This is a genomic window from Pseudarthrobacter sp. NPDC059871, from assembly GCF_042731175.1.
Classification (GTDB): domain Bacteria; phylum Actinomycetota; class Actinomycetes; order Actinomycetales; family Micrococcaceae; genus Arthrobacter.
This window is the reverse complement of record NZ_JBHWJV010000004.1, coordinates 1-15,427: the sequence shown is the minus strand read 5'-3', so window position 1 is coordinate 15,427 and position 15,427 is coordinate 1. Positions and strand designations below refer to the sequence as shown.

Genomic DNA, 15,427 nt, shown 5'->3' with positions numbered 1-15,427 from the left:
ATGACCAAAGCGGCACCGGCTGTGTGCACAATTGCAGATATGAATGCCAACCCCGATGATCTTTTGGTCCTTCTGGAGGTGTCCCGTTCGGCGAAATTCACGACGGCGGCGCAGGCCTTGGGCTTGAACCACACCACCGTTTCACGCAGGATCGCCGCGCTGGAGAAGTCGCTCGGCGGGCGGGTCCTGGCCCGGGCGGCGGGCGGCTGGGAGCTGACCGAACTGGGCGAGCGGGCGGTGCGCGTGGCCGAACAGGTGGAGGAGGTCCTGGCCACGCTGGGACCCGGCGGCCGCGCACCCGACCCCATTACCGGCGTCGTACGCATGACCGCGACGGACGGTTTCAGCGCGTACATTGCCGCGCCAGCGGTGGCCCGGCTCCGGCGCGCGCACCCAGGGCTGAGCGTGGAGGTGGTCACCATGACCCGGCGCGCGCTGCAGCAGCGTTCCGGCCTGGATATCGAAGTGGTGGTGGGTGAGCCGCAGGTGCACCGCGCGGAGGCGGTCCGGCTGGGTGAGTACATGCTGGGGATGTACGCCTCACGCGCATACCTGGCGGAGCACGGCACACCGGCCACCGTGGCTGACCTCAATGGGCATCCGCTGGTCTACTTCGTGGATTCCATGCTGCAGGTGGACCTCCTGGACGCCCCGCGGCGCCTGGTTCCGGCCATGCGGGACGGGCTCACGTCCACCAACGTCTTCGTCCACGTTGAAGCGACCCGCGCCGGCGCCGGCATCGGGTTCCTTCCCTGCTTCATGGGCGACCTGCACGATGACCTGGTCCGGCTGCTCCCGGACAGGATCGCCGAACGGCTTCCCTACTGGATGGTCCTGCGGCCCGATTCGATGCGCCGCCCGGCCGTCGCCGCCGTCGTCCAGGCCCTGCGCGAACAGGTGACGATGCACCGGGACGCGCTGCTGGGCCGTTGATAGCTACGTGGGCCCACGCCCGCCGGGTTCCCTGGCCGTGGAGCCGTCCCGGCGAGGGCCCCGGCCCGAGCTTGCGAGGGCAGGGAGCCGGGGTGGACTTGCGAGGTTAGGGGTGCGGGTGGGGAGGGTCGTGGCGCACCGGAATGCCGGCAGCGAAGGCGCGGACCTGGGCGTCATCCCAGATGTGCGCCGGTACTGCCCCGCCCAGCAGCCTGCGGGCCAGTTTGGGATCGTCACCGAAGGGGATGTCACTGCCGGCCATCACCATGTTTCCGTAGCGCCGGCCCTTGAGCATGGCGGGATCGGCAATGATCAGGGTGTGTTCGAAGGAAGCGGCGATCGTGGCGGCGTCCTCGCGGGCACTCTTCAGGTCCGGGGCGTCCCCGGAATTCACCACGTATACGCCGCCCGGGGCCAGGACCCGGCGGACATGCTGGTTGAACTCGGCGGTGGTCAGCGGCCGCGGCGTGAGTGAGCCGGCGAAGACGTCACGGATGATGAAGTCGCGGGTGTCCGCGGTGAGGGTTTCGGTGACCTCCCGGGCCTCCCCCACCCGGATCCTGAGCAGCGGCGCCTTGGGCAGGTCGAACCAGCCGCGGACGTACTCAGCGAGCTTGCCGTCGAGTTCCACCACAACCTGCCGCGCATCCGGGTAGGCAGCGGCGAAGTACCGGGCGAGGGAGCAGGCTCCGCCGCCGAGGTGGAGGCCGCGCAACTTCCCCTGGTTATCGGCGGCCCCGCCCCGGGCGGACGAAACGTCCGACGGCGGCCAGCGGGACTCGATGAGCGCGGCGATCCATCGCATGTACTCGAAATCCAGGAACAGCGGGTCCGCGAGATCGATGTGCGAGCTCATGACCCCATTGATTTTCAGGAGCCAGCCGGTGGAGTTGTCCTGGTCCGCGATCAGCTCGCAATCGCCGGTATCGACGTAGTAGACGCCTTCCACCGGACCTTTGGACCCGGGGCCCGGGCTTTCCACGACGCCGGCCGCAGCACGCCCGCGGCCACCCGACTTTCCGCGTTTCGCCATTACCCGTGCCCCGCCTCAGTCATGGATCCAACCCTAGTGGAACTGCGGCGGGGCTACTCCCCCGAGCCCTGCAGCGCCGTGGCAGCTCCCTGGCCGCCGCGGATGCGGTTGACCACGGCAGTGGTGGAACGCTCGGCCACGTAGTCCAGAATGGCCACCCGGCCGCCCGACTCCTCAACCGCCGGTGTCTCCGCCAGCATTTCCGGCGTGTAGTCACCGCCCTTGGCGTAGACGTCGGGCCGAAGCTGCCGGATCAGCGGTTCTGCGGTGGGGGTGTCAAAAACAGTCACGTAGTCCACGCAGCTCAGGGCCGCCACCACTGCCGCGCGGTCCGCGACGGCGTTGATGGGCCGCCCCGGCCCCTTGAGGCGGCTGACGGAGTCATCACTGTTCAGCGCCACCACCAGGACATCGCCCAGCTGTTTGGCCTGGTTCAGGTAGCGGGTGTGGCCGCTGTGCAGGACGTCGAAGCAGCCGTTGGTCAGCACTATGCGCTGCCCCTCGGACCGGTGCAGGTCCAGTTGCTGTTGCAGCTCGTCAGCGCCGAGGGCGGTGTCCGCGAAGGCTGCCAGGTACCGGCTGAGCTGGCTGGTGCTGCACACCGAGGTTCCGGGCTGGTGCACCACGACGTCGGCGGCCGACTGTGCGAGGTCCAGGCTCGCCGTCAGCGGCAACCCTGCAGAGCGCGCCAGGGTCAGCGCGGCCACGAAGGTATCGCCAGCCCCGGAGGCCTGCTTCTCGGCAGCCGGGCGTGCCCACGTGCGGTGGGTGGCGCCGTCGGGCCTGACGAGAACGGTGCCGTCCCGGTCCAGGGTGACCACCACCGCCGCGGCGCCGGTGGCTGCCAGCAGCGCCGGCGCCTGCCCGGTGACAGTGTCCGCGCGGTCCGGCCCGTCGGGGAGCCGGACATCGAGGAGCCGTGCAGCCTCCTGCGCATTGGGCGTGACCAGGTCCGGCCGCAGCGGCGCCCAGGGCCGTGGATCATGGGAATCGACCACCACCAGCGGACGGCGTTTCCCGGCATCCCTGCCATCCCCGGTGGTGCTGCCCAGGGCTGCCACCAGGTTTTCCTGCACGGGGTCCGCGAGCACGCCGTTGCCGTAGTCGCACACCAGCACGGCGTCCCGGCGTTCGACGGCGGCGCGCACCGCGGAGGCCAGCTCGGCGAGCGCTTCGGCGGGCACGGTCCGGGCGGCGTCGTCGATGCGGAGCATCACTTGGCCGCCGCTGCTGATCCGGATCTTGGTGGTGGTCACCATGTCCGGGTGCGAGTGCAGGTGCCGGACGTCGATGCCCGCCGCCTCGAGCTGGCGGCGCAGGTCCGCGCCGGCGTCGTCCGTGCCGATGATGCCGGCAACGGAGACCCGGGCGCCCAGGGCGGCCAGGTTCATGGCGGTGTTTGCGGCGCCGCCGGGAAAGGAGTCCCTGACGGCGATGTCCACAACCGGCGCCGGAGCCTCCCTGCAGAGCCGCTCGATGGTGCCGCTCCACCAGCCGTCCAGCATGAGGTCACCGATTACCAGCACGCTCGGTTGCTCTGCCGCCAAGCGTCCGGGCAGCCATTCGGCGAGCGCCCGCTGGGTGGAAAGGTCGGCAGTTTCCGGGTTCAGGCTCACGGCCGGTCCTGTTCGGCAGGGGGCTCCGGCGGGGCGGAGATGTGGACCACCTTGACCTGGCTGAACTCGTCCAGCAGTTCAGGCCCGTAGCCGAACCCGGCGCCGCTGTCTCCGCGGGGCTGTGCTGCGCCGCCGGGGGCTCCGCCGAACACCGCGTTGACCTTGACCGTGCCCACCGGCAGGGCCGCCACAGCCTGCTGGATGTGGGTGATGTTGCTGCTCAGGACGGTGGCTGCGAGGCCGTACTTGCCGCTGCACGCGAGCCGCAGGCCGTCGTCGAACGAGTCCACCACCTGCACCGGGGCAACCGGGCCGAAGGTTTCCTCCGTCATCACCTGCATCTGCGCGGTGCAGCCAACCAGCACGGTGGCCGGGTAGAAGGATCCCGGGCCATCCGGGAGGTCACCGCCCTCCACTGCAGTGGCGCCGGCTCCGAGGGCTTCGGTGACCTGCGCGTGGACCTCGTCGCGCATCCGCCCGTCCACCAGCGGGGCCACGGATCCGTTGCCGTTGCGGCGCGCGGCCTCCGCCTGGAGCGCCGCGGTGAATTGTTCCGCGATGTCCCGGTGCACGTAGATCCGCTCCACTGCCGTGCAGATCTGGCCGCTGTTGCTGAAGGCGCCGATGGCGGCCTGCTCCGCTGCCCAGGCGGGGTCGACGTCGCGGTCCACCAGGAGCGGATCGTTGCCGCCGTTCTCGCGGAGCACGTGTGCGCCGGTCAGTGCACCCGCACGGGCAATCCGGGCGCCTGATGCGCTTGAGCCCACGTGCGCCAGTACGTCCACCTCAGCCTGGGACAGCAGGGCGCCAACCCCGGCACCGCCGGAAACGGTAAGGAACACTCCGGGCGGGAAGGCCGGCGCCAGGACCTCGCCGAGCGCCTCCCCCAGCCGCGGGCAGCGTTCGCTCGGCTTGTGGATGACGGCGTTGCCCGTGGCCAGGGCGGCACCGATGAGGCCGCAGGCCACGGCCACGGGGTCGTTCCACGGTGTCAGGAGGACCGCGACACCGCGCGGCTCGGCCACGGTGTAGTCGGCGGCGAGCCGGTTGCCCCGGAGGCTGTGGCCCCGGTGCACCGGAGCAAGCTCGGCGTACTGCTCAAGCGTGGAAACAGCTGCTCCGATGCCGGCCAGCGATTCCTCTACGGGCCGCCCGGTTTCACTGGCGTTGAGCCCTGCCAGCTCCTGCGCAGCGGAGTCCAGTGCCCGGGCGGCAGCCTTGAGGGCGGCCCCGCGGTCCGCGGGAGCGGTGGCAGCCCATTCCGGTGCAGCCCTGCGGGCCACCTCCACGGCATGGTTCACCGCTTCGGACCCCGCCTCGGGGACTGTCCAAAGGACCTCGCCGGTGCGCGGGTCAGTGATGGTGATGCCGATGGATTCGGCCGTGTCCCGGCCTGCTGGTGTGTCGATTGCTGTGGTGGGCATGGGGTTCCTCCCGTCGTGTACGGACGTGTCCTGTGGCCGGGTTTAGGGCCGGCTTTAGGGCCAGGACCCTTCTTCCTCGTGGCAGATCAGCATTTCGCGGACCTCGCAGCCCCGGGGCTGGTTCAACGCGAACAGGATGGCTTCGGCAGTGTTGGCGGGATCGTTCAGGCGTGAATCGTCCTGCGGCTTGTACTGTTCGGTGCGGTCATCGAAGAACCGGGTCTTCATGCCGCCGGGGATGATGGTGGTGACACCGATCTCGCCCCCGGTTTCCGCCGCGAGGGCGTGGCTGAAACCCACCACACCGAACTTGGAGGCGCAGTAGGCGGTGGCATCGGCCACGGCGCGTTTGCCCAGCGTGGAGGCAACAGTGATGACGCGGCCGTGGCTGGCCTTCAGGTAGGGCAGCGCGGCGCGCACCACGGAGACGGTGCCCATCAGGTTCACCCCGATGACCTTCTCCCACTCCGTTGCCTCCACGTCGGCGAGCTTGCCGCAGCGGTCGATTCCGGCCGCAGTGACCACGCCGTCCAGGCCGCCCACCGTTTCGGCAGCCTCACGGACCGCCGCTTCGACGGCCAGCCGGTCCGCAACGTCCACTTCGAACGCCTTCACTCCGGACACGCTGCTGATATCGCGGTCCAGCACCACGGGCGTTCCGCCTGCCGTCAGGACGGCTTCGACGACGGCGGCACCCAGTCCGGAGGCGCCTCCGGTGACCAGTACGCGTCCGGGGTTGTTGGCATCTGCAGTCATGGTGTTCCTTTCAAGGGGAAAACAATCGTCGGGTGTTTTGCTGTTGATCTTTTGGTGCGGCATCTGGGTGAGTAGGGTAGGTCAGCCCACCTTGGCGAGAGCATCCGCCAATCCGGTGGTGGACCGTGCCGGATGGTAGGGAACAGTCACGCACCGGCCGCCCCAGCTCTCCACGAGCTCGGCTTCGGGCAACCGGGAACCTTTGTAGTCGCCGCCCTTGACCCAGATGTCAGGGCGAAGCCGGTCCAGGGCGGCTTCCGGGGTGTCCTCGTCGAACACCATTACGGCGTCCACGCACTCCATGGCCAGCAGGAGTTCGGCCCGGTCCTGCTGGCCGATGATGGGGCGTTCCGCGCCCTTGAGCCGCCGGACCGAGCTGTCCGAGTTCAGGCAGACGATGAGGCAGTCGCCGAGTTCACGGGCGGCGGCCAGCGAGCGCACGTGCCCGGCGTGCAGCAGGTCGAAGCAGCCGCCGGTAGCCACCACCGTTCCTCCGTTGCCGCGGACGGCGCGCGCCAGCAGCAGCGGTTCGGTGGGGCGCCGGAGCGGTGTGGGTCCATCCGCCGGCAGTCCCGCCCACGGACCGGTTGATGCCGGTGAATCCCCGCCGTCGTCCCGGACCACGCCGCGGTCCGCGCTACTGTCAGGCAAGGCAGAGACACCACCGGCGCCCAGGAAGTCGGCGGCGTCATTGACGGCCAGCTCCGCCGCCTCGGGCAGGGCGCTGCCGGCCAGAAGGTGGACTGCCAGGCCTGCAACCAGGCGGTCACCGGCCCCGCAGGGATCCCCGGCTTCCACCCGCGGCGCCGGAACATCCAGGGGGGACACGCTGTCCCGCTGCAGCAGCACGGCCCCATCCGACCCCTTGGTCACCAGGACCGCGTTGCCCTGCCAGCGTTCAAGCAGGATGCGTCCGACGACGGCGGCCGGGTCACCGGGCGCGCCGTCACCTGAAGCGGGGCTTGAGTAAGCCGCCGCGGCTTTGGTGGCCTCCGCCAGGTTGGGCGTTACCACGGCAACTCCCGGCACCGGTTCCGGCCCGGACGGATGCGGATCCCAGATGACGGGCACTTCCGCCGTGCGCCTGGCAAGCAGGCGGCGCAGCTCCGGGCTGGCCGCCACTCCCCTGCCGTAGTCTGCCACGATGATGGCCCCGGCTTCCTCCACGGCGCGAAGCATGGCGGGGGTCATCTCCGGTACCGGTGGCTTGCCGCACCCCTGGTCGAACCGGACCACTGCATGGGAGCCGGCCCGGACCCGGGTTTTCACCGGTGTGGGGTGGCCGCTGGGGCCGGACACCAGCCGCACGCCGGCTAGGTGGCCGCGGAGTTGCCGCCCGGCGTCGTCATCGCCGAACACCGTCACCAGGGTGACGGGCCAGCCTTCCCCGGCCAGCATCCGCGCCACCAGTCCGGCGCCGCCGGCGCGGCTGCGGATCCCGGAGACGTCCACCACCGGGACGGGTGCATCCGGGCTCAACCGGGTCGCTTCGCCGGAGAGGTCCACGTCCAGCATCACGTCGCCCACCACCACGATCCTCATGGCCGGCCTCCCGGCTGCAGGATTGCGGGGCTGCGGCGGTCCACCTCGAGGTCGAAGGCCCGGCAGACGGCGTGCAGGGCGATCAGGTGGCCCTCCTGGGCGTTCGCGTTGAGGGCATCGATCATCACGGCTTCATCGCAGGCGCCGGCCAAGGGGTTTGGCCCTGCACCGGTCAGCGCCCAGGTGGTGATGTTCAGGCGGGATGCGGCCTCCGCTGCACGCAGCAGGTTGGGGCTTTTGCCGCTGGTGGACAGCAAAACCAGAACATCTCCGGAGCGGCCGTGGGCGCGCACCTGGCGGGCGAAGACGTCGTCGTACCCGTAGTCGTTGGCGATGGCCGTCATGGCGGACGTTTCCGCGTGCAGGGAGATGGCAGAAAACGGAACCCGCTCGCCGTCGAACCGTCCCACCAGTTCGGCGGTGAGGTGCTGGGCTTCGGCGGCGGACCCGCCGTTTCCGGCCGCCAGCAGCCGCTGCCCCCGGAGCATCCGCTGGGCCAGTTCCACACCCCAGGCAGCGAGCCGGCCGGACTGGCTGCGCAGGGATTCCAGGGCGGGAACCACGTTGTCCAGGTGCAGCCTGACGGCATCGGTGCTGGCGGAATCCACGTACGCGGCGCCGGGCAGCACCGCCGGGAGGGCCGGGGCCATGGCCAGGTGCGCCAGGTCTATGTCGCGGACGGATGATTCAGCAGTCACAGCGCCGCTCCTTCCATGGGGATGGCTGCCGGGCTGGCGGCGGCACCAGCCATCGCCAGCTTGTAGGCCCTTTCGGATTCCGCGGCCACCCGGTCCCAGGAATAGCGGGCACGGGCGCGGCGCTGGCCGGCATCGCCGAGTTCGGTCCGCAGGGAGGGGTTGCCCAACAGCATGGCCAGGGCCGACGCGATGGCTTCCGGATCGCGGGGCGGGACGTGCAGTCCAGTGGCATGGTCCACCACGGTGTCCCGCAGCCCGCCCACGGCCGAGGCCACCACCGGCACGCCGCACGCCATGGCTTCGAGGGGAACAATGCCGAACGGCTCGTACCAGGGGGCACAGACCACGGCGTCGGCACTGCGGAAGATGCCGGGCATGTCCCCGCGGGGCACCTGGCCCTCCAGCACCACCTGGTCCTGGACGCCGAGTTCTGCGGCGAGGTCCAGCAGCCGGCGCACCTCGGGGTCTGAGTGAAGGGCACCCGAGTCCAAGCCGCCGCCAACGATGAGGAGTTCGACGTCGGCAAAGCCTGCTGCGCGCAGGTGCGGCAGGGCGCGGATCACCAGGTCCACGCCCTTGCGCGGCACCAGCCGGCCAACCGAAAGGATTCGGTGGGACCGGGGCTTGGCGTCCACCGGGCCCTCCGGCCCGAAGACATCCAGGTCCACGCCGCAGGGTGCGATGGAAATCTTTCCCGTCCCGATGCCCATGGCTTTGAGTTCGAACACCTCGTCCGAGCAGGTGGCGATGATCCGGTCCGCGGACCGCCCGACGCCGGGTTCAAGCCACCGGCGCTCTTGCGGGCTGGTGTCCTCGGCACCCTGGTGCCGGCGCTTGACCGTGCCCAGTGCGTGGAACGTCTGGATGACGGGGACCCGGTAGCCCGAGCCGGCCCGGCGGGCGGCGTCCAGGGCGGCCAGGCCGGACATCCAGAAGTGTCCGTGGACCACGTCCGGGGGCCGCTGGTCCCAGTCCCGGGCCACGCCGTCGGCCAGTTCACCCATGAACGGCAGCAGTTCGTCCTTGGGAACGTGCCGCGGAGGGCCGGCATCCACATGGACTACGTCAAAACCGGGCCCCACCTTTACACGGGCGGGAAGCTCCGTCGCGTCCCTGCGGGTATACACGGTGACCTGGTGTCCGCGCCTTGCCAGCGCTTCGGACAATGCGGCGACGTGGACGTTCTGCCCGCCCGAATCCACCCCGCCCAAGGCTGCCAACGGGCTGGCATGTTCGGAAATCATCGCGATCTTCATGCGGTCTTCCTTTCTTGCGCCGGAACAAGGATCTGCCCGCCCGGCCGGTGGCGGGCAGAGGGGCTGCGCCCGAGATCCGCCAGGAGCCCGTCCCAGCTGTCCTGGAATTTGCCCAGGCCGTAGCGGGCCAGTGCAGCCTCGCGCGCGGCAACGCCCCGCCGACGTGCTTCATCCGGGTTGGCGACCAGCCTGCGTGCGCACCGGAGCAGCTCGTCGATGTCCGCGGACACCGCCCCGGCTTCCGGCGGGACTGCCCGGGGAGCTTCGGTGGCGGCCAGCACCACCACGGGCATGCCCAGGTGCATGGCCTCCAGCAGGGACAGGCCCAGGGAAGTCCAGCGCATGGGGTGCAGGTAGACGCGGCAGCGTGCCAGCTCCCGGTGGAGTTCCTGCGTCTTCAGGTCACCGCGCGGGGTGAGCCGGTCCGTCCCGATGCCGGCGGCAACTGCCAGTCCCTCGGTCTTCATCCCGAACACCTGCAGCGGCGCCACGTCGGCGAAAGCGGGCAGCAGGTCCGTGCCCGTCACCCGGCCGCGGCGCACGGGCTCGTTGACCACCACGCCCAGGTCCGGCAGCTCTCCCGTATAGAGCTGCCCGGGGTCGGGGATCCCGTGTTCGATGACTTTGGAGAGGGCTGATCCGTTGTCCCACGCGAGCCGGTTGAAGTGCGTTACGTGCACCAGGGGGATGGTGTTCTGGTCCGCCAGCGGGTGCCGGGTGAAGGGGAAATCACCCTTGGGCGTGTTGTGCTCCACGAAGACCGCGGGCAGGTCCACGCCAGGGGTCCGGCCGAGGCTTCCCGAGACTTCGCTGATCTCTTCCGGGCGTTGCAGCACGACGACGTCAATGGAGCCTGCGTCCAGCGTCGCCAGGTCCACCTCCCGCACCGAGTCCGGCCAGTTCCGCCCGGCGCGGCCCAGGCCCCACGGCCCGCCTTCGGGCAGGACGGGGAGCAGGTACTCGTGCCTGCCGCGGACGAAGGCATCCGTCCAGGATCCGTGGACGTGCCAGAGCAGGATTCTCATCTGTTACGGGCCTTTCTACGGGTGCTGACGTGGGTGCTGAACGAGCTCACTCCGCCGATCAGGCGTTCAACGGCTGCCACCACTTCTTCGGGGGATACGGAGTCCAGGCAGGGGTGGCCGGGGACGGGACAGATGCGGGCGCGGGTCATCCGGCAGGCCGCGTTCTGGTCTCCCAGCAGCTCCAGCGGCACCCCGTACGGTGCCCAGCGGATGGCCGGGACCACGGGGGAAAAGAGGCAGGCCACCGGCGTGCCCACCGCTGCTGCCAAGTGGGCGGGACCGGTGTTTCCGGTGACCACCGCCTCGGCGCCGGCCATGACGCCGGCGAGGGTATGCACATCGGTCCGGCCACCGAGGTCCAGTGCGGAGGGACCGGCCACGGTTGCCGTCAATGAGGTTTCGCCGGGCCCACCGGTCACCACTACGCGGTGGCCGGCGCCCTGGAGGAGCTCGACGGCGGCGGCGTGGTGGAGCGGGGGCCACGCCCTTGCCGGTACGGCGGCGCCCGGGTGGACCACCACGTACGGCCCGTCGCCGACGAGGTCATGGACATCCGGGCCGGGAGTGATGTGGAGCTTGCCGTCGTCGCCCTGGGGGAGCCTGAATCCTGCGGCTTCGGCGATGCCCAGTGCACGTTCGGCTTCCGGCTGGTCTTCGGGAAAGTCCTCACCGGGTTTGAGCCGCACATCGAGCAGGGAACCGGCATAGTCCGTTGAGGCGCCCGTGATCCGCTCGACGCCGGCCAGCCGGAGCAGGAGTGCCAGCGGCAGCGGGGACTGGTGGAACGAGGTGAGGATGACGGCTTCGGTGATCCTGGAGTTGCGGACGTACTCGATGAGGCGGTCCGCGTGGGGGCCCGTCATTTTGGGTGCCGGGTTCATAATCCACGGGCTGTCCCAGCTGTAGACCCCGGCGGCGCCGGGCAGGAGTCCCGCAGCAGCCTCGCCCTGCCGGCCGCACAGCATCACCACATGGTTAGCACCGCTGCCGTCCGGGATCCGGCCGTTGGCAACTGCCCGCACTGCGGGTCCGGCCAGCAGGACATCGCCCATGCTGTCCAGCCGCGCCACCAGCACCCGCCCCATTACGGCGCCTTCCGGAGCAGGACGACGGCGCCGGCCAGGTCAGGTGCCACCAGCCGGGCGGCAGCAACTTCCTCGGCCCTGGTCACCGGGGTGGGTACCAGGACTCCGGTGGCTCCCGCAGCCTCGGCGGCCAGGACGTCTGCGCCGATGTCGCCGATCAGGGCAGCTTCGGATTCGTCAATACCCAACTTTCTGCAAGCGCTGTGGACCATTCCTGGAGCGGGTTTGCGGCAGGCACAGTTGTCCTGGTCCGAGTGCGGGCAGACTTCCCACACGTCGAAGGGGCCCAGGAGTTCCTCCACCCTGGCATTGACGCTGGCAACGTCGTCCTCGCTGATGAGTCCGCGGGCAATGCCGGACTGGTTGCTGACCACGCCCGTGGCGATGCCGTCCGCCCGCAGGCTATCCAGCACTTCCCTCGCGCCGGGCACGGGCCGTACCAGGGCCGGGTTCCCGTTGTAGGGGACATCGACCACCAGGGTTCCATCCCGGTCGAACAGCACGGCGCGGATCTTGGCAGTTGTGGGGCTTCCCATGTCAGTCCTGTTCCCTCCTGCTGCTGCTCCTAAACAGGCCGACGTCGCACCGGGCACCGGACAGCGGCGTGTCCGGCCCGCTGAACAGGCAAGATAGGAAATCTGTGGTGTGGAGCGCCCGGCCGTGGCCGGACCGGAAGTCAGTGCAGTCCGGTCACGGCGTCGATGGCCGGCCAAAACCGCGGCGCCGGGCGGGCTCCCGTGGGGAGTGGGCGGCGCGTTGGGTCTGCGCCCGCCCTCCGGAGGTTGCAGTTCCGGGGCAATTGCCGGACGGTTCGTCCAGCCGGGAGCTGTTTTCGAGGCGGCGCTGGAGTTCCACCAGCACGCGGGCCAGCCGGCGGGAAACCTGCATTTGCGACATCCCCAGCCGCTTGCCCAGTTGCACCTGGGTTTCCTCGCAGAAGTAGCGGCGGTAGAGGAGCTCCCGGTCCGCCGGGTCCAGGCCATGCATGGCATCGCGCAGACAGGCCAGTTCCTCCAGCCGTTCCAGGGGCGTGTCCGGGCAGGCGAGCATCTCGCCGATGGACGGCGCGTCCGAATGCGGGTTGACCGCATCCAGGGAGTCCGGGTGCATACTGCTGGACGCCGACATGGCCTCCTGCACCTCCGCCGGATCTGTTTCCAGTTCACCGGCGAGCTCTTCCACGCTGGGAGTCCTGCCCAGCGCCTGGGTCAGTTCCGGTTCGGCCCTGAACATCCGGGTGCGCAGGTCCTGGATGTTCCGCGGCGGGCGGACCACCCAGGTCCGGTCACGGAGGTACCTCTTCAGTTCCCCGGTGATGGTGGGGGCGGCGTAGGCGGGAAAGCTCTCGCCCTTGGACCGGTCGAAACCACGGGCGGCCTTGACCAGCCCCAGGTAGGCCACCTGGTTCAGGTCCGCCCGCTCGCGGCCGCGGGCTTCGAAGCGCGCGGCCAGGGCTTCGGCGAGGTCCAGGTAGCCCAGGACCAAATCGTTTTCGAAAGTCTCCCGCAGCCGCCCCGACCTGGCGTGCGGATCGTGGGGTGAAGCGGGTGTTTGCGTCGGCGTGGACTGGTGGCTGTGGATGAATGAAGCGTCCACGGAAACTGGAGAGAAGGATTCTGGCATTGACGGTGGTTCCCTCGGGGATGGTTCCGAAAGCCTGCGGCAAGACTTAGGAGCAGCAAATCATAAGCTTGCTTATAAAACAATCCTTCTCGGCGATAGGCTCGTCTGGTACGCAGTTCTGTCCACCTTGCGTCAGGAGCACCTCATGCGGATTGTCATCACCGGGGGCAGTGGAAACGCCGGCACGGCCCTCTTGCGGAACCTGCAGGGCCAGCTCGCCAGGAAACCTGGGAGCCTCCAGCTCGCCGGGATCAGCCGCCGCCGCCCGGATACCAGCCAGGCACCGTACGCAGGGGTGGACTGGCACACGCTCGACGTAGGGCTGGAGCAGGACCGCCAAAAGCTGGAAGCTGCGCTGGAAGGAGCCGACGCCGTCGTCCATCTGGCGTGGCAGATCCAGCCCAACCGGGACCTGGAGCAGCTGTACCGGACAAACGTCGTCGGGACCAGGCACGTGCTGGACGCAGCCAGGGCCGCGGGTGTAAAACAAGTGGTCTGCGCGTCCTCGGTGGGCGCTTACAGCAAGTCGTCCAAGGACGGCCGCAGGGACGAATCCTGGCCCGCCCAGGGGATGCAGGGCTCCCACTACAGCCGGCACAAAGCTGAGCAGGAACGGCTGCTGGACCGGTTCGCCGAGTCCGAGCCCGGCATTGCTGTGGCCAGGCTCCGCCCGGGCCTGATCTTCCAAGGCGACGCCGGCAGCGAAATCGGCAGGTACTTCCTGGGCCCGGTCATTCCGCGGGTGCTGCCCGGCAAGCTGCGGATTCCGCTACTGCCGGCACCGGACAACCTGGTATTCCAGGCGGTGCACGCCGATGACGTGGCCGAGGCTTACTGGCGCGTGGTGGACCAGCGGGCCAGCGGTGCCTTCAACATCGCTGCCGAGCCGGTCCTGGATCCCCAGGAGCTGGGCCGGGTCCTGGGCGCGAGGAGAATCCTCCCCGTGCCCATGTGGCTGCTTCACCGGGCCGCCGGGCTGGCGTGGCGGCTGCGGCTGCAACCCACCGATTCCGGGTGGGTTGAGATGGCCGCTGGAGCGCCCGTCATGGACACCCGGCGGGCACAGCGGATATTGGGGTGGGAGGCAAAGACCTCGGCTATAGAGGCAGTCCGGGAAGTACTGGAAGGCATGGGAACGGGGAAGGGAGTAGCTCCCTCCCCCGTACTGAAACCGCGTAGCGGCACGTAGCCGCGACGCCCCCTGCTGCCTAGATTCCGTCGCGCGGATTACGCTCCCCATGCCGGATTTCGTCAACGCCGGCGTCGCCGGGCTGACGGTCCCGGTCCAGGCGCGGATCCTGCTCGCCGGAGTGTCGCTCATCATCGGGGGTCCTGCCGTCGGAACCGTCCTGCCCGGCCACTGGCCCCCGCCCGTCAGCCTCGCGGCTGCTTCCCGTGTGGTCGCCATACACCGGGTCACCGTACGCCCGGTTATCGCGGGCACTGTCATCGCGCGCCGCATCACGCGGTGACCCGTCGGCCTGGCCGCCATAGGCCTGGTCATCCTGCGAAGAGGTGGTGCGTGTATGGTCGCCCTGCACGCGGTCATCATGCCCATGGCCGACTGTCCCGGCAGCCGCGTCAGATTGGCGCGGACGCTGCTCGCCGTCGTCGGCCCTGCGCGCCCGCCGGCCGGCATCGGTCGTGACGTCGGGATCTATTTCGTCGGCCTTGCGCGTGTGATCGGCGACTTCGTTGCGGAGCGAACCTGCCTCGCGGGCTTTCGCGTCAGCCTCCTGGCGAAGGCGTGCGGCGTTGACCTGCGCCTGCTCGGCGTCAGCGCGTGCGCGGGCAGCCTTGGCCTCACGTTCGCGGGCATCAATTTCCTTGGTTTCCGCTTCCCTGCGGATTTCTGCTGCTTTTTCGCGGTGTTCCTGCTCGCGCTTTTCCTGGACGGCCTTCCGGCGCCGCCCGCTCATCAGCAGGACAACAATCAGCAACACCACAACGACGGCAATGATTATCCAAATCCATGGAGCTGTTTCCACGCTACCCACCACTTTCCACTTCAGTTGTGACCGGGCAGGCCCTCGCCGTCCGGCTGACTTTTCGGGTTCGGTTATAACTCGTTTACGAAGGGTACTTACCTTTCATTAGTAATCATGCTTATCATTTTACGGCCAGTATTGCTGGTTCTTGATCAACAACCGGCCTTCTTGGAAAGAGAGATGGAAGATGACAGAGAACCAATGGCCCGAGGACCCCAACGCGGTTCCCACGGCCAATACAGGAATTCCCGGCGAGCGGGCTGCAACCACCTTCCCCGCCGCCACAACTCCACAGACGTCTGTACCCGGGACAGACGGCTACCAGCCAGGCGGTTACCAGGCGGGCACCCCGTCCGGCGGTTCGAAAACCGATGCGGCAAAGGCGGAGGCCTCTGACGTGGCAGGACAGGCAACGTCTGCAGCCAAGGATGTGGCGCACACGGCGAAG

14 protein-coding genes and 1 pseudogene are annotated in these 15,427 nt (G+C 69.2%); 3 read left to right on the top strand and 12 right to left on the bottom strand.

What is annotated here, in order from left to right:
- Positions 1–39 precede the first annotated feature (39 nt).
- Positions 40–933: a LysR family transcriptional regulator gene (locus ACFV4R_RS06875; protein WP_377201668.1), complete on the top strand. Its 894-nt coding sequence runs from the start codon at positions 40–42 to the stop codon at positions 931–933.
- 106 nt (positions 934–1,039) lie between these two features.
- Here ACFV4R_RS06875 and ACFV4R_RS06870 read toward each other — a convergent pair whose 3' ends face one another.
- The 11 genes from ACFV4R_RS06870 to ACFV4R_RS06820 all read right to left on the bottom strand — a co-directional run bounded on the left by ACFV4R_RS06870 (position 1,040) and on the right by ACFV4R_RS06820 (position 12,991).
- Positions 1,040–1,966, bottom strand: a complete 927-nt coding sequence (locus ACFV4R_RS06870) for a spermidine synthase (protein WP_377201667.1) — start codon at positions 1,964–1,966, stop codon at positions 1,040–1,042.
- Positions 1,967–2,019: 53 nt separating this feature from the next.
- Positions 2,020–3,582, bottom strand: coding sequence for a D-glycero-beta-D-manno-heptose 1-phosphate adenylyltransferase (rfaE2, locus tag ACFV4R_RS06865; protein ID WP_377201666.1), 1,563 nt, complete (start codon positions 3,580–3,582; stop codon positions 2,020–2,022).
- Positions 3,579–5,006, bottom strand: a complete 1,428-nt coding sequence (locus tag ACFV4R_RS06860) for an aldehyde dehydrogenase family protein (protein WP_377201665.1) — start codon at positions 5,004–5,006, stop codon at positions 3,579–3,581. The genes rfaE2 and ACFV4R_RS06860 overlap by 4 nt, the downstream gene beginning before the upstream one ends.
- A 54-nt stretch (positions 5,007–5,060) precedes the next feature.
- Positions 5,061–5,762: an SDR family oxidoreductase gene (locus ACFV4R_RS06855; protein WP_377201664.1), complete on the bottom strand. Its 702-nt coding sequence runs from the start codon at positions 5,760–5,762 to the stop codon at positions 5,061–5,063.
- Positions 5,763–5,843: 81 nt separating this feature from the next.
- Positions 5,844–7,304 (bottom strand): PfkB family carbohydrate kinase, encoded by a 1,461-nt coding sequence (locus ACFV4R_RS06850; RefSeq protein ID WP_377201663.1) that lies wholly within the window; start codon positions 7,302–7,304, stop codon positions 5,844–5,846.
- The gene (locus ACFV4R_RS06845) at positions 7,301–8,002 is read right to left on the bottom strand and encodes an SIS domain-containing protein (RefSeq protein WP_377201662.1); all 702 of its coding nucleotides are present in this window, start codon (positions 8,000–8,002) and stop codon (positions 7,301–7,303) included. Before ACFV4R_RS06845 ends, ACFV4R_RS06850 begins: the two co-directional genes overlap by 4 nt.
- Positions 7,999–9,258, bottom strand: coding sequence for a glycosyltransferase (locus tag ACFV4R_RS06840; RefSeq protein ID WP_377201661.1), 1,260 nt, complete (start codon positions 9,256–9,258; stop codon positions 7,999–8,001). Before ACFV4R_RS06840 ends, ACFV4R_RS06845 begins: the two co-directional genes overlap by 4 nt.
- Positions 9,255–10,283: a glycosyltransferase gene (locus ACFV4R_RS06835; protein ID WP_377201660.1), complete on the bottom strand. Its 1,029-nt coding sequence runs from the start codon at positions 10,281–10,283 to the stop codon at positions 9,255–9,257. Before ACFV4R_RS06835 ends, ACFV4R_RS06840 begins: the two co-directional genes overlap by 4 nt.
- Complete coding sequence (locus ACFV4R_RS06830) at positions 10,280–11,368, bottom strand: glycosyltransferase family 9 protein (protein ID WP_377201659.1); 1,089 nt, start codon at positions 11,366–11,368, stop codon at positions 10,280–10,282. The genes ACFV4R_RS06835 and ACFV4R_RS06830 overlap by 4 nt, the downstream gene beginning before the upstream one ends.
- Complete coding sequence (locus ACFV4R_RS06825) at positions 11,368–11,904, bottom strand: D-glycero-alpha-D-manno-heptose-1,7-bisphosphate 7-phosphatase (protein WP_377201658.1); 537 nt, start codon at positions 11,902–11,904, stop codon at positions 11,368–11,370. The genes ACFV4R_RS06830 and ACFV4R_RS06825 overlap by 1 nt, the downstream gene beginning before the upstream one ends.
- Positions 11,905–12,058: 154 nt before the next feature.
- Positions 12,059–12,991 (bottom strand): sigma-70 family RNA polymerase sigma factor, encoded by a 933-nt coding sequence (locus ACFV4R_RS06820; RefSeq protein ID WP_377201657.1) that lies wholly within the window; start codon positions 12,989–12,991, stop codon positions 12,059–12,061.
- Positions 12,992–13,136: 145 nt separating this feature from the next.
- Here ACFV4R_RS06820 and ACFV4R_RS06815 point away from each other — a divergent pair, with 145 nt between their 5' ends.
- Complete coding sequence (locus ACFV4R_RS06815; RefSeq protein WP_377201656.1) at positions 13,137–14,180, top strand: NAD-dependent epimerase/dehydratase family protein; 1,044 nt, start codon at positions 13,137–13,139, stop codon at positions 14,178–14,180.
- A gap of 19 nt (positions 14,181–14,199) precedes the next feature.
- Here the strand turns inward: ACFV4R_RS06815 and ACFV4R_RS06810 are convergent, their stop codons facing one another.
- A complete protein-coding gene (locus ACFV4R_RS06810; protein ID WP_377201655.1) occupies positions 14,200–14,979 on the bottom strand; it encodes a hypothetical protein in 780 nt (259 codons plus the stop codon).
- 187 nt (positions 14,980–15,166) lie between these two features.
- Between ACFV4R_RS06810 and ACFV4R_RS06805 the strand changes: the two are divergent.
- Positions 15,167–15,427, top strand: a pseudogene (locus ACFV4R_RS06805) (hypothetical protein); the annotation flags it as partial.